General features: G+C 34.9%; 19 protein-coding genes. 6 read left to right on the top strand and 13 right to left on the bottom strand.

Annotated elements, in window-relative coordinates; genetic code table 11:
* Nucleotides 1-7: 7 nt before the first annotated feature.
* Nucleotides 8-484, bottom strand: a complete 477-nt coding sequence (locus tag J3D55_RS13640; RefSeq protein ID WP_259131914.1) for an RNA polymerase sigma factor — start codon at nt 482-484, stop codon at nt 8-10.
* A 369-nt stretch (nt 485-853) separates the two neighbouring features.
* Between J3D55_RS13640 and J3D55_RS13635 the strand changes: the two genes are divergently transcribed.
* The 3 genes from J3D55_RS13635 to J3D55_RS13625 all read left to right on the top strand — a co-directional run bounded on the left by J3D55_RS13635 (nt 854) and on the right by J3D55_RS13625 (nt 3,074).
* On the top strand, nt 854-1,423 hold the full coding sequence (locus tag J3D55_RS13635; RefSeq protein ID WP_259131913.1) for a fasciclin domain-containing protein: 570 nt from the start codon (nt 854-856) through the stop codon (nt 1,421-1,423).
* A gap of 99 nt (nt 1,424-1,522) precedes the next feature.
* Nucleotides 1,523-2,233, top strand: coding sequence for a ferritin-like domain-containing protein (locus J3D55_RS13630; protein WP_259131911.1), 711 nt, complete (start codon nt 1,523-1,525; stop codon nt 2,231-2,233).
* Nucleotides 2,234-2,258: 25 nt separating this feature from the next.
* Nucleotides 2,259-3,074 carry a ferritin-like domain-containing protein gene (locus J3D55_RS13625; RefSeq protein ID WP_259131910.1) on the top strand — a complete coding sequence of 272 codons (816 nt, stop codon included), beginning with the start codon at nt 2,259-2,261 and terminating at the stop codon, nt 3,072-3,074.
* A 93-nt stretch (nt 3,075-3,167) separates the two neighbouring features.
* Here J3D55_RS13625 and J3D55_RS13620 read toward each other — a convergent pair whose 3' ends face one another.
* Nucleotides 3,168-4,091: a DUF3078 domain-containing protein gene (locus J3D55_RS13620; RefSeq protein ID WP_259131909.1), complete on the bottom strand. Its 924-nt coding sequence runs from the start codon at nt 4,089-4,091 to the stop codon at nt 3,168-3,170.
* Between the two features lie 393 nt (nt 4,092-4,484).
* On the opposite strand from J3D55_RS13620, the gene J3D55_RS13615 reads away from it, so the two are divergent.
* The gene (locus tag J3D55_RS13615) at nt 4,485-4,646 is read left to right on the top strand and encodes a hypothetical protein (RefSeq protein WP_259131907.1); all 162 of its coding nucleotides are present in this window, start codon (nt 4,485-4,487) and stop codon (nt 4,644-4,646) included.
* Nucleotides 4,647-4,793: 147 nt separating this feature from the next.
* Here J3D55_RS13615 and J3D55_RS13610 read toward each other — a convergent pair whose 3' ends face one another.
* The 5 genes from J3D55_RS13610 to J3D55_RS13590 form a co-directional block, all read right to left on the bottom strand.
* The gene (locus J3D55_RS13610) at nt 4,794-5,501 is read right to left on the bottom strand and encodes a DUF421 domain-containing protein (protein WP_259131906.1); all 708 of its coding nucleotides are present in this window, start codon (nt 5,499-5,501) and stop codon (nt 4,794-4,796) included.
* 122 nt (nt 5,502-5,623) lie between these two features.
* Entirely contained in the window at nt 5,624-6,346 is a 723-nt protein-coding gene (locus J3D55_RS13605; protein ID WP_259131904.1) for an SDR family oxidoreductase, read from the bottom strand.
* Between the two features lie 292 nt (nt 6,347-6,638).
* A complete protein-coding gene (locus tag J3D55_RS13600; RefSeq protein WP_259131901.1) occupies nt 6,639-7,214 on the bottom strand; it encodes an NAD(P)H-binding protein in 576 nt (191 codons plus the stop codon).
* A 9-nt stretch (nt 7,215-7,223) separates the two neighbouring features.
* On the bottom strand, nt 7,224-7,859 hold the full coding sequence (locus J3D55_RS13595) for an aldo/keto reductase (RefSeq protein ID WP_259131899.1): 636 nt from the start codon (nt 7,857-7,859) through the stop codon (nt 7,224-7,226).
* Nucleotides 7,813-8,208 carry an aldo/keto reductase gene (locus J3D55_RS13590; RefSeq protein WP_259131896.1) on the bottom strand — a complete coding sequence of 132 codons (396 nt, stop codon included), beginning with the start codon at nt 8,206-8,208 and terminating at the stop codon, nt 7,813-7,815. Before J3D55_RS13590 ends, J3D55_RS13595 begins: the two co-directional genes overlap by 47 nt.
* A 426-nt stretch (nt 8,209-8,634) precedes the next feature.
* Here J3D55_RS13590 and J3D55_RS13585 point away from each other — a divergent pair, with 426 nt between their 5' ends.
* Nucleotides 8,635-9,531, top strand: coding sequence for a helix-turn-helix domain-containing protein (locus J3D55_RS13585; protein WP_259131892.1), 897 nt, complete (start codon nt 8,635-8,637; stop codon nt 9,529-9,531).
* 110 nt (nt 9,532-9,641) lie between these two features.
* Here J3D55_RS13585 and J3D55_RS13580 read toward each other — a convergent pair whose 3' ends face one another.
* The 6 genes from J3D55_RS13580 to J3D55_RS13555 all read right to left on the bottom strand — a co-directional run bounded on the left by J3D55_RS13580 (nt 9,642) and on the right by J3D55_RS13555 (nt 15,009).
* The gene (locus J3D55_RS13580) at nt 9,642-10,178 is read right to left on the bottom strand and encodes a GNAT family N-acetyltransferase (RefSeq protein ID WP_259131889.1); all 537 of its coding nucleotides are present in this window, start codon (nt 10,176-10,178) and stop codon (nt 9,642-9,644) included.
* A 39-nt stretch (nt 10,179-10,217) separates the two neighbouring features.
* Nucleotides 10,218-11,483 carry an adenosylmethionine--8-amino-7-oxononanoate transaminase gene (gene bioA, locus J3D55_RS13575; RefSeq protein ID WP_259131887.1) on the bottom strand — a complete coding sequence of 422 codons (1,266 nt, stop codon included), beginning with the start codon at nt 11,481-11,483 and terminating at the stop codon, nt 10,218-10,220.
* A gap of 15 nt (nt 11,484-11,498) precedes the next feature.
* A complete protein-coding gene (gene bioB, locus J3D55_RS13570; RefSeq protein WP_259131883.1) occupies nt 11,499-12,512 on the bottom strand; it encodes a biotin synthase BioB in 1,014 nt (337 codons plus the stop codon).
* Entirely contained in the window at nt 12,512-13,168 is a 657-nt protein-coding gene (bioD, locus tag J3D55_RS13565) for a dethiobiotin synthase (protein ID WP_374759494.1), read from the bottom strand. The genes bioB and bioD overlap by 1 nt, the downstream gene beginning before the upstream one ends.
* A gap of 115 nt (nt 13,169-13,283) precedes the next feature.
* Nucleotides 13,284-14,393, bottom strand: a complete 1,110-nt coding sequence (locus J3D55_RS13560) for an aminotransferase class I/II-fold pyridoxal phosphate-dependent enzyme (protein ID WP_259131881.1) — start codon at nt 14,391-14,393, stop codon at nt 13,284-13,286.
* Nucleotides 14,386-15,009, bottom strand: a complete 624-nt coding sequence (locus tag J3D55_RS13555) for a hypothetical protein (RefSeq protein ID WP_259131879.1) — start codon at nt 15,007-15,009, stop codon at nt 14,386-14,388. Before J3D55_RS13555 ends, J3D55_RS13560 begins: the two co-directional genes overlap by 8 nt.
* A 66-nt stretch (nt 15,010-15,075) precedes the next feature.
* Here J3D55_RS13555 and J3D55_RS13550 point away from each other — a divergent pair, with 66 nt between their 5' ends.
* Nucleotides 15,076-16,557, top strand: coding sequence for an aminotransferase-like domain-containing protein (locus J3D55_RS13550; RefSeq protein WP_259131877.1), 1,482 nt, complete (start codon nt 15,076-15,078; stop codon nt 16,555-16,557).
* Nucleotides 16,558-16,835: the final 278 nt, after the last annotated feature.

Genomic DNA, 16,835 nt, shown 5'->3' with positions numbered 1-16,835 from the left:
TTAATTTTTATTGATAATCTTTTAGCAAATCTTTTAATTTCATCAGTGCATTTCGCATCTTGGTTTTTACCGTTCCAAGGGGTATTTTCAACTTTTCGGATATTTCGTTTTGAGTATATCCTTGATAATACGCGAGGTCGATAAGTTCCTGTTTGTCAATCTCCAGATTTTCAAGAACCTTATTAAATCCGATATAATCGGATGAACTATTGGTTGTTGAAAGCTCTGCAGAATTATATACGAAATCGGGAAGCGATTGGTTTTTTAATTGGTTTTGGAAACCCTTTGATTTTAAATAATCTATCGCTGTATTTCTTGCAATATTGATCATCCAAGTATAAAATCTCCCTTTTGATGAGTCGTACTGGTGTATAGAATTCCAGATTTTGACGAAAACATCCTGAATAATTTCTTCAGTATATTCTTTAGACTGAACAATTCGCAGGACTACTCCATATAATGCACCGGAATAGTGATCATACAAATGATGAAAACCTGCTTCGTTTTTTTGTTGTAGTAAAACGATTAATTGCTCTTCCGAATACTTTGTTTTAATAATGAATTATTTTTCTCTCCAAATGTAATGAAATAAAATTATAACAAACAATACCCGAATCGATTTTTAGATATTAAATAATAGTATGAAGCTGATTAATATTCCTCAACAGAAATGCTTAAATACTAACTATTTGCTAATCTTAAAACCGGCTTTTCACTGTTTAATGAAAAATAATATACTGATTTACAGTTGTTTAAAATTAAATTTAAAAATTTTAAATCTAAATCAAAACCAGTCTCGTAAATGAGTTCAGAACACAATTCAAATACATATTTAACTTAAAAATCAAAAAAAATGAACACAACATCAAAAATCGCAGTTTTAGGAATGGTGGCTCTATCATTCGCTTTCAGTGGAAACGTAGCTGCACAGATGACGAAAGAAAAAACAGTAATGGTGGGCGGTGCAGCAATGTACCCATCTAAAAATATTATAGAGAATGCAGTAAATTCTAAGGATCACAAAACTTTGGTAGCCGCTGTAAAAGCAGCAGGATTGGTAGAAACTTTACAGGGAGCAGGACCTTTCACCGTATTGGCTCCTACAGATGAAGCCTTCGCAAAACTTCCTAAAGGAACTGTTGAAAGCTTAGTAAAACCTGAGAACAAAGCGATGTTGACTAAAATTTTAACCTATCACGTTCTTGCAGGAAAATATAACGCTAAACAAATCTGGGCAGCTGTAAAAGCAGGAAACGGAAAAGCAATGATGAAAACAGTAGAAGGTGAAGAACTTACTTTCTGGACTAAAGGAAAAGATCTTTACATAAAAGACGCAAAAGGAAATAATGCAAAAGTTACGATTGCTGATGTAAATCAGTCAAACGGAGTAATTCATGTGATTGATACGGTGTTAATGCCGTAAACGGTTTTATAGTTTTTGAACAGCATAAAAAATTTATGCTGTTTTTTTCTCCATTTGTCTTTCGAAAATAAAAATATAAACCTCAAACAAAATAATATTATGAAAAAAACTATTAATGTTTCTAACCAGGGAGCTACTCTGGATACAGGCAGAAGAAATTTTTTGAAACTGGGCGGTGTAGGATTGGCAATGGCCGGACTTACATTGATCGGTTGTGATGACGACAATTTCGATTTCCAAAACAATCCTAATGTTTTCGACCTTGGAATGGGTGATGTCGGAGTTTTGAACTATGCATATGCATTGGAACAGTTGGAGGCAGATTTCTATACTAAAGTTGTCAACAACTTTTATTCAGGAATTTCAACGATTGAAAAAGAACTTTTTACAGATCTTTATCATCATGAGGTGATTCACAGAGATTTTTTCAAGGCAGCAATCAGCGGTGCAACGACCAATATTTTGCCTACGCTTGAATTTCAATATCCTAATGTGAATTTTAATGACAGAAACTCTGTTCTTGCTACAGCAAAAGCGTTGGAAGACACAGGAGTTGCAGCCTATAACGGTGCAGGAAAATACATTACAAATCCGGCTTATTTGGTACTTGCAGGAAAAATTGTTTCTGTAGAGGCAAGACATGCTTCGGCGATCAGAAATTTAATTAATCCGGGAACAGCAGCATTTTCTGGTGATGATGTAATTGATGCAAACGGATTGGATCTTGCGAAAGAGCCAAAAGACATTGTAATGGCAGCCGGAGGATTTATAAAAACTCCTTTCACTTGGAAAGAACAGGGCATTGCTTAATCATTAATCTCAAAAAATTACCATTATGAACATTCTAAAGTTACTTGATAAGCTTTCTGACGATAAATTTTTCACAACAGAAGCAACTAGATTAGAAACTCTTTCCAATATTTCAGCATTTGGAAAAAAAGCGGCGGTTGCTGCAATTCCATTAGGTTTGGGAGCATTGATGACAACCCCTGCGAAAGCAGAAACAGTGGACAATGTGAATGGAGGACCATTATTTAAAACTGCATTAACTGATGCTTTACAATTGGCATTGGTTCTGGAATATCTGGAAAACGAATATTACGCAACAGGTTTAGCTGCGGGAACATTAATACCAACGGCAGACAGAGTCGTTTTTATGCAAATCGCAAAACATGAAGCTGCTCACGTTGTTTTCTTAAAAAATACCTTAACATCTTTAGGGGTAACTCCGGGTGCGAAACCAACTTTTGATTTTACAGCGGGAGGAAATTTTACACCTTTTACAGATTATAATCAATTTTTAGTTCTTGCTCAGGCTTTTGAAGATACCGGTGTAAGAGCTTATAAAGGACAGGCAGGAAATGTAATGTCCAATAAAGCGGTTTTACAGGCTGCTCTACAAATTCACTCTGTGGAAGCGAGACATGCATCACAAGTAAGAAGAATGAGAGCCAACAAAGGATGGATAGAATTGGCAAATGGCGGAAATATGCCTGCTGCAACCAATCCTGTATATGCCGGAGAAGATAATATAACCCAGGCTGGTTTTAATACGAGTACTGCGTTTGGAGCTGCAGCTGGTTCTGCGGCTTACGACGAGGTTTTAAGTGGAAGTGATGCTCAGACAATTGCAGGATTGTTCATCGTCTGAGTTCCTTATTATAGCTGTTAATCCCTTCCCGATTTTGTCGAGAAGGGATTTTTTTATTAAGGATTGAATAGTAAGTTTAAAAAAAGAAGTACCTTATTTCTTTTGCCAAGACTGATTGTCTTTGTTTTCAGAACGTTTTTTACCATTATCAATATTGTAAGCGAAACCAACTCCTAACGTCTGTTTAAGCTGAGTTTTTCTGATTTGATTATGGTCATACAATAGATCTAAAGTAATATTGGTAGAAATAAATTTATTGATCTTCATATTCAGAATTCCGCTGTAGGCAAGAACTAATCTTTCAGGATGATCGATATAATTTGAGAAAACCGAACCGGTATTCGTTAACGTAATATTATCCATAATTTTCAGTTTATAGATCGCTGTTCCAAGAAAACCAAACTGAAATAATGAAGAATCTCCATCGTTTTTCAAGCCGTAAGTTCCTGCGTACTGAAGATCATCATCCAAGACGAAAGTCCATCTTGCATTGGCAGGTCGCATGGTAACAGTCAGGTTATCACTTGGGCGATACGTAACACCAGCTCCCACATTTACATAACCCGGTGCCATAAAATTTGAAATTTTTGCGGCTTCAGGATTATTACCATCTTCATACCCGGCTGCGAACTGAGTTTGTAAACTTGCTCCCGCAGAAATGTACCAATTTTTAGCAAATTCTCTACCGTAATTCGTAGAAAGATTAATTACATCCTGAGTTTTTCTGGTTCCAATTCCTTTAGTATTATTTTGTCCGTATCCCAAGATGATGACGTTTTCCCACAGGTTTTTTCCTTTTTCGTAGGTCAGGTTGTAATTTACTCCGGCAAGCCATCCTACATTATTAGCTCCACCACCAACCCAGTTTGAAAAGGCTGCCTGATTAAGCATTAATGTATTTTGCCCTTGGATACTCCATGCTTTTACAGTATCAGTAACCGGAGCATCTGTTTTTGTGTCTTGTGAAAACGCAAAAATTCCCGAAAAAAGGAAAATTGGTAACAAAAGTTTTTTCATAATAATAAATGTTTGGTGCAAAAATATAAAATAAAATATTTGTTAAAAAATATTAAATAAACTTAAATAAGTTTAAAAATAAAGATTTTTGTTATTAAAAACATAATTATGAATAGAAATTTGTAATAAATTCAAAATAATAATCGTAAAAAGATATTTATATTAAGCAGATAAACAGCAAAACCCCTCAAAAGAAGGGTTTTGTACATTTTAAAACTTGAAATATGAATGATTGTGTTCGTGTTCAAATTTACTAAGCTTTGCATAGCTTTTTTATGATCGTAATCATAACTATATTCTAAATTTTAATTACATTTAATTGGTTGATATTCAATTCTAAAATAGGTGCTTGAATAAAAACGTATGGTTTAATATTTGATGATTTTACTAATTATGGAAACAAAAAAATGTTTGTCTCAAATTTTGGGAATAAAAAAAGGAAGTCACGAAACTTCCAAAGGAATTAAAAATACTGCAACATTCTTTGCTGTAGGTGTTTTGGCATTAGTTGCGTTAGGTATTTTTACCACTTCGCAACGACTAAACGCCGGATAGTCTCATTAAGATATAATAGATTTTATAAATATGTATGGTATTATGTTCAGCATAATAATTATTTTTATTATATTTGTAGTTCGAAATAATTTTTTTTCATCATTTGTGTTTTTTTAGGCTCCTCCTTAGGAGCCTTTTGTTTTTTTATTAAGTAATACGTTTCTTATTGCTGGAGCAGATCCACTCCTCTTTTTTACATTTTTTACAAGTTCCTGCAGCTCCAATTTGCTTCTCTTCGGTATGCCCGCAAAATGTACATGAATAATAATCTTTTAGACTAATGATTTTCAGTGGTCGAGCTAAGGAATCCGGCATAATGGGAAGTCCATATTTTACCCTTTCTTCTTCGAAAAAAAATACACTAATCTCCCCTGAACTTTCTTCGATAGCCTTTTCGATCTGCCCCAATTGTGAAATCCCTCTTAATCTTAATTCAGCAAAAAATTCGTCGCTGCCAAGATTTTCTTTTTTAAAATTATCAATAGAAAATTCGCCGTTTTCAATCAGGCAAATAGGTTTTCCTTCAATTAATTGTTCAAATTTCTTATTCTTTGCAATGAAATAAGTGACGATGGTATATAAAAAAATGATAACAATAAAAACGATAATGGACGAAACAATTCCCACATCTTTATTAAACATAGGATCTCCGGCTGCAGAACCAAGACCGATGATGACGACAAGTTCGAAAATAGAAAGCTGCTTCACTCCCCTTTTTCCCAACACCCTCAATCCGATAATGATGGTTAAAAACATAATGGCAGTACGCAAAATGATCTCCAGAATGAACGACCATTCTTCGTGTCCCATCAAGAGTTCTTTCCAGTCTAATTGTAAGAGAAATAGGGTTAACATAGCTTATTATTTGTTTTCTATTGTCCAAAAAATACGCCAAGAAAATGAAATTTTTTAACCTCATCTTTAAAGAATTTCCAATTGATTTTATAAAGTAGATTTCTTTATTTCCCAAAATCCAATTAAACTAAAACCGCACCACCATCAATCGTAATAATCTGTCCGGTTGCAAAAGCTTGTTTCATAAGAAAAACGAATGTCTGTGCGATTTCTTCCGCCTTTCCTACTCTTTTTACCAATAAAGAATCGCCGACGTTTTTATAAAATTCATTTCTCTGTTCTTCCGGAATTCCGTTCCAGAGATTGGTTTTAATAACGCCTGCTGAAACCGCATTTACTCTAATTGAAGCCAATTCTACCGCCATTGCTCTGCACAAACCATCCATCGCGCCACAAATACTCGAAGCCAATGCCCAACCTGCTCCCGGTCTTTGATTTGCCGTTCCGCTCATTAAGTTGATAGAACCGCCTTCATTGATGTTGGGAGTTACATATTTTATGGCCGCCAAAGCTCCCCAATAACGAAGCGTAAAGAAATTTCTTGCCTGTTGCAAATCTGTTTCAGAAAGATGGGTGAGATTTAAATTTTCACCTGCCGTGTAAACCAAATGATCGAATTTCCCTATGTTTTCAAAGAAATGTTTGATGTTTTCTTCTTTGCTTAAATCGATGGCATAACCTTGCGTTCCTTCCGGAAAATCTTGTAAAGCATCATCAATTTTTTGTTGATTACTCGAAACGATAACCACATTTGCTCCTTCATTCGCCGCAGCTTTTGCCGTTGCCAATCCTAATCCCGAACTTGCTCCAAGTACGATTACTTTTTTGTTTTTTAGTGTGCTCATTTTTCTGTTTTAATTTTTTTTTAGAAAGTTGAAAAAGTTGGAAAATCGCAAAGGCGCAAATTATTTTTAAAAAGATGTTTTAAGACGCAAGGATTTTATCCGCGATAAAATTGATCGCGTTTAATTGAAAATCCTTGATTTTCTTGCGCCTTAAAATTACATTATCATTTAAAAATATTTGCGCCTTTGCGATTTCCCAACAAAAAACAGAATGGTAAATTCGCTTCACTTACCAATTTTTAAAATTATCTGTTGATTTACGAAGCAAATTTATCATTCACAAAATATCAAATTAAGCTGGTTTGCTAATTCCCAAATTTTCATTAATATATAAATTCGGGTAATTAATCAACTTTGAAACAAAATCGGCAATACTTCTTCTGGAAATCGCAGAACCTGTTTCCGGAGAGCCTTTTAATGTAACTGTATAATCAATTTCGTCGTTATTTGTAAACCAATCCGGACGAAGAATGGTGTAATGTAATCCGGAATCTTCGATTACATCTGCCAATTTTCTGTAAGGTTCTAAAACCGGGCGCAAAGGTTTACCATAAATCCCGATCGAACTGATAGCAATTATCCTTTTCACATTTTCCTCCTTCATGGCTTTGACGATATTTTTTGACATTTTTTCAAGATCACCATCGAGATTGATGTAGACAATATCCTGATTTTTTACGGCATTTTTAATATCATTAAAATTCAAGGCGTCACCTTCAATAATGTTGCAATTATCTGAAAGATATGTTGGAAGCCTGTTTTTATTTCTCATAAACAGTGTTATTTCGGTATCTTCCAAAGGTTTTACTGCTTCGATTACATATTGGGCAAGACTTCCTGTAGCCCCGATTATTAGTACTTTTTTCATGTGTTGTCGTTATTTTCCTACCCTGTCTTGAAAGAGTTTGGGGTATCTTTCACCTGTAATCGTAATTTTTGAGGCGGATTCTTCGATTCTTTGTAAATCTTCTATTGTTAATTCAATATTCACCGCTCCGATATTTTCTTCTAAACGGTGAATTTTCGTAGTTCCCGGAATCGGCGCAATCCAAGGTTTCTGAGCCAATAACCAAGCCAGAGCAATCTGTGCTGGAGTTGCATTTTTCTCTGCTGCAATTTGCTGTAAAAGCTCTGCCATCGAAAGATTTGCTTTTCTATTTTCTTCTGTAAATCTTGGAAGGATGTTTCTGAAATCGGTTTGATCAAACTGCGTATTTTCATTAATAGCTCCTGTTAAAAATCCTTTCCCAAGCGGACTGAAAGGCACGAAACCAATTCCCAGTTCTTCCAGAGTCGGTAGAATTTCGTTTTCCGGTTCTCTCCACCAAAGAGAATATTCGCTTTGTAAAGCCGTTAAAGGCTGAACTGCATGTGCTCTTCTGATAGATTCTACACCGGCTTCAGACATTCCGAAATGTTTTACTTTTCCTTGTTGAATAAGGTCTTTCACTGTTCCTGCAACGTCTTCAATCGGTACATTCGGGTCGGTTTCTGTGTTGATACAAAAGATCAATCACATCTGTTTTTAATCTTTTTAAAGAAGCTTCCACCACCTCAACAATATGTTCCGGTCGGCTGTCGACACCTTCTGTCGGAATTGCATTTTTAAAACCGAATTTTGTAGCGATCACTACTTTATCTCTGAACGGAGCCAATGCTTCGCCCAATAATTCTTCGTTTGCAAAAGGTCCGTAAGCTTCCGCTGAATCAAAAAATGTGATTCCTGAGTCGAATGCGTTTTGTAATAATTTGATGGCTTCATTTTTCTCTGTTGCAGGACCATATCCGAAGCTTAATCCCATACAGCCTAATCCTAATGCTGAAACTTCTAATCCGCTGTTTCCTAAAAATCTTGTTTTCATAAATGTAAATTTTGTAATGTTATATTGTTAATTAATGAATAGTGAGCTCTTTATTTTGACCGCAGAAGACACAAAAGATTTTAATACATTAGAATTTTTAAGATGACTATCAAACTGCCTAGAAGAGCACATTAGTTTTAAAAACAAAGATTTTTATTCTGTTACAAATTTTTGTTTTCTAAATAGCTTAAGTTTTAAACTAATAATAGCTTTTGCTTCTCTTGTGGTTAAATTTTAAATAAATTTGATTTGCTAATCAAAATTCTCCACTCACTGTTTTCCTTTTCTGATGCAAAGTTGATAAGTTTCAGGAAGCGTTTTTGTATATGGATTACTGTATTTATTACCAAAATTACTGTTTGAGGTTTTGTAATGATTATCAGTGGTTTGTATTGCCTACATTTGTATCAGGAAAATGATTTTATCATGGAAAAGATTATTAAAATTGATACGGTAGATTTCTACAATAAACTTCGTGGCGCGGAAACTTTGAACCCTTTGGTAAGTGTTCTTGATCTGTCTAAAACGAAATCACTTCCGTCGCAGGTTTTTAATTTCGGTTTGTATGCGATTTATTTAAAAGAATTAAAATGCGGTGAACTGAGATACGGCAGAAGCACGTACGATTATCAAGAAGGAACTCTGGTTTGTGTTGCTCCCGGACAAGTGATGCAGGTGCAGCCAAATGTGACGACTTTTGAACCAAAAGGTTGGGCATTGGTTTTTCATCCGGATCTGATTAAAGGAACGCTTTTAGGAAAACATATTCAGGAATATAACTTCTTTTCTTACGATTCTAATGAAGCGCTTCACCTTTCGGAAAAGGAAAAACATATCGTGATGGATTGTTTTCTGAAAATTCAGGATGAACTGGAACAGAATATCGATAAACACAGCAAAACCCTGATTGCATCCAACATTGAATTATTCCTGAATTACTGCACCCGTTTCTATGACCGACAATTTATCACAAGAGATAATGCCAATAAAGGAATTTTAGAACGTTTTGAAAATGTGTTGAATGATTATTTTCTATCTGACAAACCTCAGCAAATAGGACTTCCATCGGTTGCTTGGTGCGCCGAGGAAATGAATCTTTCTGCCAATTATTTTGGAGATTTAATTAAAAAAGAGACCGGAATTTCTCCTCAGGAATATATTCAGTCGAAAGTGATTGATATGGCGAAAGAAAAAATCTTCGATATTGATAAATCCATAAGCCAGATTGCATATGATCTTGGTTTTAAATATCCACAGCATTTTACAAGGCTTTTTAAACAGAAAGTAGGAATGTCGCCGAATGTGTATCGATATCAAAATTAAATATTTTAGAAGATTATTATGGATGTAAACCTTCAAGATTTTAAAAACCTTGAAGGTTTAATTTTTTGTAACAGTCGCAAATCAGCCGCGCCGATACAAACACAAAACTTTTATTTTTTAATCCAGTCTTCCTGAAGCAATGCATAAATTACATCATCGACCCAATTATTTTTCCAGAATAAGCTTTTCACAAAATGACCTTCTTTTCTGAAGCCGATTCGCTCCATTAAATGAAGAGAATCAATATTATCAGGATCAACAGAAGCCATGATTCTGTGCTTTTTCAAATCATTAAAAAGAAAATTGATAACTCCCTTTAAAGCTTCGGAAGCATATCCTTTTCCGTGAAAATTCTTGTCCAAAGTAATTCCCAATTCCACCTGCAAATTTTCACTTCCAAAAAAATGAATCCCTACATCTCCGATGACGGCTTTTGTTTCTTTATCAGTAATTAAAACCTGATACCAGCTTTCCGGTTGGTTGAATTCTTTATTATTCCTTTGGATAAAACGGTCAACATCTTCCAACGTTTCCGGAATCCAGCTTTGGAATTTATTGGTTTCCGAATCTGACCGATAATCGAAAATTGCCTGTTTGTCCTCAATGGTGATATCTCTTAATAATAATCTTTCTGTAAAAAGTTGCATGACTTTAATTTAAAAACAGACAAAATTAGAATTTTAATGTTAAAACTCATCCAAAACCTCTAAAATCTGAGTGTAAATAAAAAACAATTCCTCCGAAGTAATGCAATAGGGCGGAACGAGATACATCACATTTCCCAAAGGTCGCATGATAATTCCTCTTTTTAAAAATTCGTTGTATAAAATTTTTCCGATTTCGTTAAAATAAGAAGTTTGCTCATCATTTTTAATTTCCCAGGCTAAAATTGTTCCTGTCTGTCGTACATTTTCAACTTTTGGATGTTCTTGTAAAACCTCTGAAAATTGAGAATGCTGCTCTAAAATCCTTTGAATATTTTGTTGAGTTTCCTCATTTAACAACAATTCCATACTTGCCAAAGCTGCCGTACAAGCCAACGGATTTGCCGTAAAAGAATGCCCGTGAAATAACGTTTTATATTTATCATCAGATAAAAAAGCCTCGAAAATCTGGTTGGTAGAAGTAGTTATTCCCATTGGCATTGTTCCGCCTGTTAACCCTTTTGAAAAACACATAATATCTGGTTTTTCCGAAAGATAATTGGCTGCAAACAGTTTTCCTGTTCGTCCAAAACCTGTAAAAACTTCATCTTGAATCATTAAGATTTCCTGTTTGCGACAGAATTTCATTAATTCATCCAAATCTTTTGCATCGTACATCAACATTCCCGCTGCTCCTTGAACCAATGGCTCGTAAATAAAACAGGCAATTTCATCCGCATGATTTTTAATAATTGTTTTTAAACTTTCAAGATTCTTAGAAGTCGGTGTGTCAATAAAGATCACTTCAAAAAGCATTTCTCCGAAAGGTTTTGTCCAGACACTTCTTCCGCTCACAGACATTGCTCCGAAAGTATCTCCATGATAAGCATTTTTAAACGCTAAAATCTTTGTCTTTTCCTTTCCTTGATTGTAAGCGTGTTGAATGCACATTTTTAAAGCAACTTCCACCGCGGTTGAACCGTTGTCAGAATAGAAAACTTTTTGTTGATTTTCGGGTAAAAGTTTCAATAAATTCTCTGAAAGCTGTATCGCGGGTTCATGTGTAAAGCCTGCAAAAATGACCTGTTCCAACGTATTCAACTGCTCAGAAACCCTTTGTGCAATATACGGATGCGCATGACCGTGAAGCGTCACCCACCACGAAGAAACGGCATCAATATATTTATTTCCTTCATCATCAAAAAGGTAAACTCCTTTTCCGCTGATAATCGGAATGGCGTCGTCTGCAGTTTTCATTTGTGTGTATGGATGCCAATTGACGGCTCTGTCACGTTCTTGTAAATTCATATTTTAGAAGTTAGATTAGGCATTAATCTTCCAATTTTCAAACTGATCCATCACTTTTTCTGCTTGTCTTTTCATCGGTTTTAATCCTAAAGTCTGCAGCATTTGCATATCTTCCGAAACTCCTGGATTTGGCGTTACCAAAAGGGTTTCCCTTTCTCCTGTGAAGATCGAGTTTGCTCCTGCCATGAAACACCAACCCTGTTCAAATTCTGTCATTTCGATTCTTCCTGCGCTCAGACGAACCATCGAAGAAGGCATGATGATTCTTGCCGTGGCGATCATTCTCACCATTTCCCAAGTGTCGGTTTTTTCATTGTTTTCAAGCGGAGTTCCTGCAACTCTCGCCAATGCGTTGATAGGAACTGATTCCGGATGTTTTGGCATCGTTGCTAAGGTTAAAAGCATCGAAATTCTGTCTCTGTGCGTTTCTCCCAATCCGATAATTCCTCCTGAACAAACCGTAATTCCGGCTTTTCTCACGTTATTGATGGTGTTAATTCTGTTATCAAATGTTCTTGTGGAAATGATCTCTTCATAATACTGTTCCGAAGTATCAAGATTGTGATTGTATGCGTACAAACCAGCTTCCTGAAGGCGAATTGCCTGTTCTTCCGTCAACATTCCCAACGTACAGCAAACTTCCATTCCCAATTCATTCACACCTTTTACCATGTCGATTACCCTATCAAAATCACGGTTGTTACGCACTTCCCTCCATGCTGCAGCCATACAGAAACGAGATGAACCGCTATCTTTTGCTTTTTGGGCATGCTCAATTACTTTTTCCGTCGGAAGTAAAGCCTGAACTTTAATATTGGTGTGATAACGAGCTGCCTGTCCACAATAAGAACAATCTTCAGTACAGCCACCTGTTTTTATCGATAATAGGGTCGACATCTGAATTTCTTCAGGATTGTGCCACTCGCGGTGAACGGTTGCCGCTTTATAAATTAATTCAAGTAAGGGTTGATGATAAATCTCTTCTATTTCTTCTTTCGTCCAGTTATTTCTCAATTTTGTTTTATCCATTATCCTATTTTTGTTAGTTGTTTTGTAATACTTTCTATGTTTTCTTTTGAGATATTTTCTATGTCGGGAATTCTGATAATTTCGGTTTCCGGCTGAATATTTTTGCAAATAATTCTTTCTGTATCGGGTGGAAAATTTCCGTTAAGAATTAAATATTTTAGATTAATCTTTCTTTGGTTTAAAACCATGATCGACAATAAACTGTGATTGATGCAGCCCAAATAATTTCTCACAACAAGCGCAACAGGAATATTTAATTTTTCAATTAAATCAATCATAAATTCACCATCAGACAACGGAACCATTAAACCTCCCGCTCCTTCTACGATTAAATTGTTTTGAGTTTCCGGAAGCTTGAAATCATTTACTCTAATTAAAATTCCTTCTTCCGCAGCCGATTGATGTGGAGAAGCTGCCAATTGTAAACGATACGTTTCAGGATGACAAATCACATGCTCTCCTACCCAATCCTTAATTTTCATGCTATCTGAAAAATGTAAATCCCCTGATTGAATCGGTTTCCAATAATCTGCATTAAAATATTTCGTTAAAATTGCAGAACAAACGGTTTTCCCAATTTCTGTCCCGATTCCGGTTACGAAAAGGATTTTTTGTTCCATGTTTTTTGTTTCTATTTTCACTTCTTTTGTATTCATCTTTTCTTACCTATCTGTTTGTCTTTCCGTAGGAATCCAGAGCGTATTTTTAGAATTATTTTATTTATAATTGCTTAGATTCCTACGGGATGACAAACGATCCATAATGTTTTATTTAAATAAAATCTTTAATAATTTTAGTCAATCCAATGATTTCCTCTTCTGTATTAAAGCTATGAAGACAAATTCTCAATCTTTCTGTCCCTTCTTTCACAGTCGGACTAAAAACAGCATACGTTAAAAATCCTTCATTCAATAAAGTTTCCTTTAAGATTTTCAACCGATCGTTATCAGGAATTACAATCGCCTGAATCGGACTGTTTTCAGAAGATGGGTTTTTCAAATTTTGCTGACGAAAAATTGCAATGTTTTTCTGCAGCTTTATTGATAATTCACGATTTGCTTTGAGAAACTCATATCCCGTTTTTACGCTCATCCATTGTATATCCTGAGCCGAAGTTGTATAGATAAAAGGTGATGCAAAATTGATGAGATAAGATTTTATGATATCATTACTTAAAATGGCTGCACCATGTGCTCCTAAAGCTTTTCCGTAGGTGACAACGGTTGCCAGAACTTTATTCTGCAAATGATATTTTTCAACCAACCCATATCCGAAAACGCCAAAAGCATGAGCTTCATCTACAATAAGATGAGCATTGTATTTCTCTGTGATTTCTGCAATCTCCTGAATCGGTGCAAAATCCCCATCCATCGAATAAAGACTCTCAATAGCGATGTAGCAATTCCCGTTTTGTCTTTTTAAAATCTGTTCTAAATCTTCAAGATTATTATGTTTAAACTTCAATTTTTTCGCATGAGACATTTTACACGCATCATGCACAGAACGATGGATTTTTTCATCAACAATAATGATGTCATGACGAGTCGGAAGCGTTGAAAACAAAGCCAGATTAGCATTATAACCCGAAGGAAAAAGCAAAGCAGATGGATTTTGATGCTGTTTTGCAATATAATTTTCGGTCTCAATGACAGTGGAACTATTTCCGCTTATCAATCGTGAACCGGTACTTCCTGACAATAATTGAGGAGTTTCTATGATTTGCTTGACCAATAAATTTTGTAATTCTTTATTTCTTGCCAATCCTAAATAATCATTAGAATAAAAATCTATCCCTTCTGATTTTGGTTTTAAAACTCTCAAAGTTCCTTCTTCCTTTCTTTTGTCAAGAGCTTCTTGAAAATGATTGAAATTTTTAAGCATAATTCAACGTTGCAACTTCTTCAACGATGGCGTTGATCCATTGGTCATGAAGTTCATGTTCGATTTTTAAAATATTTTCAGCGTGAGGTTTCCAATTTTCCGAAAATTCGTCCAATTGATTAATCATTTCCTCCAAATGTCCTTCTTCTTCCAAAATAATTGACTTAACCATGATTTTTGACGAAGTTTTTGTTAGAATATCTTGATAAACAGGATATAGTTCATCGGCACGAACTTCAATCGCATATGTCACAAAAAGATACGCCGCATATTTCAACTCTTCTTTTGTTAAACTGAAATTTTGCTGAAGATATTTACAGGCTTTCACATCCAAAGAATGCAGATATTGTCGCGTTGCAATCGATGCTAACAATTCTTTTCCGTCATAAGTTTTACAAAATTCAGAATCTAACTTTCCGATTTGTTTTTTCAAATAATAAGCGTGGCGATGCTCTTCTGCAGCATGTTTCAACTGAATTAAACTTACTTTCGTCTGATGTTCACAGGCAGAAATTTTCCTTGCTCCGGCATTTTCCATGAAAGAAAGCGTGTTGAGCCATTTGGCGTGGGTTTCGTTATCTTGTACAATTCTTTCAAGCAGATTGTAAAATTCCATATGTTTTTATTTTATGGTCAAATGTAGTATATTGCCGGATGGTTGAATGGTGCCAGTTTTAATATTATGGATAGTCCGGTTGAAATTCCTTATCAAAGTTTTATCAAAACCGATAGAGATTCTGATGTTTCTCTTTATATGCAAATTGCCAATCAGTTAATTAATGCGATTCAGCGGGGTTATTTACCTTTCGGGACTAAACTTCCGGGAACGAGAGCTTTGAGCCAGATTTTAGAAGTTCACAGGAATACGATTGTTGCGGTTTATGACGAATTATTCGCGCAAGGTTGGGTAGAAAGTCTTCCCAACAAAGGAACTTTCGTGATTGGAAAAGATCAGGACAAACCTTTGGAAATTAAAAATTTTGAAAAAAATCACCTTGAAAATTATCCAAAAACAGTAGGATTTTCATTCAAAACTTCCAATATTTTAGATAATCCTTTTGAGCATTCCAACTGTGAATATATTTTCAATGATGGCATTCCAGATATTCGTTTGACTCAAATCGATCAGCATTCCAGAATTTACAGTTCTATTTTGAAAAGGAAAGCACATAAAATCGGACAATACAATCAAGACGGAAGCGAATTTTTTAAGAAAAATCTGTCACAATATTTAAATTTATCAAGAGGATTACCCATTTCAAAGAATAATCTTCTCATTACAAGAAGTACGGAAATGAGTATTTACATTGTTTCTGAAATTCTATTATCGCAAGGAGATACGGTTTTAGTAGGTGAATTAAGCTATTTTTCCGTTAATATGATTTTTCAGAAAGCAGGGGTGAAAATTCAACCGATTTCTATTGATGATGAAGGAATTAATGTGGAAGAAGTAAGAAAAATTTGCGAAAAACAAAAAATCAGGATGTTGTATCTCACTCCGCATCACCATTATCCGACGACGGTTACTTTAAGCGCTCAAAGAAGATTAGAATTATTAAATCTTGCCAACGAATTTGGTTTTATCATTTTGGAAGACGATTATGATTATGATTTCCATTATGATAAAAGTCCGATTCTGCCTCTTGCAAGTGCAGATACGAATGGAATGGTTGTGTACATCGGTTCTTTCGGGAAATCTCTCGCTCCGGGTTTTCGTACGGGATTCATTGTTGCCCCTGAAAATCTAATGATCGAGATGCGAAAATATCTTGGAATCATTGATCGACAGGGCGATGTTTTGATGGAACATGTGTTGGGTGAAATGATCGAAGAAGGAGAAATTAATCGTTATTTGAAAAAATCATTGAAAATTTATCAGGAAAGAAGGGATCATTTTTCTTTACTGTTAAATGAATATTTGGGCGAATTTATCGATTTTCAGAAACCTTCAGGAGGATTGGCGATTTGGGCAGAATGGAAAATTCCCATTAATTTGATGCAGCTTTCCAGAAACTGTACTCATAATAATTTATTTATTCCAAAAACACTCCTTTATCAAAACAAAGATCTTACGGGAATGCGCCTAGGTTTTGGAAATTTAAACTTTGAGGAAATGGAAAAATCATTCGAAATTTTTTATAAAACCGCAAAATCTATCTCCTGACTATCAATTTTGGGGATTTTATTTTGACCGAAATTCTCTGTTTTCTTTAAAATTTAAACTTTACATATTACATTTTCTTTAAATATTTCAATTAATCTAAACTTGTTTTTCTCATCCTTAAAATGGGTTTTGAGTATGTAGAATCATGGTTAATCGTTTGCATTAGCTCATTAACACGATATTAATTTAAAACCTATTCACCCCATTAAGAATTATATGACAAATATCATTTTGAAAATTAATGAAGTATTGGTTTATATTTACCGTATTATTTTTAA

This window comes from Chryseobacterium ginsenosidimutans, assembly GCF_024807225.1.
Taxonomy (GTDB): Bacteria; Bacteroidota; Bacteroidia; order Flavobacteriales; family Weeksellaceae; genus Chryseobacterium; species Chryseobacterium ginsenosidimutans.
The sequence above is the reverse complement of the archived record's forward strand: the minus strand, read 5'-3'. Positions and strand labels throughout refer to the sequence as shown.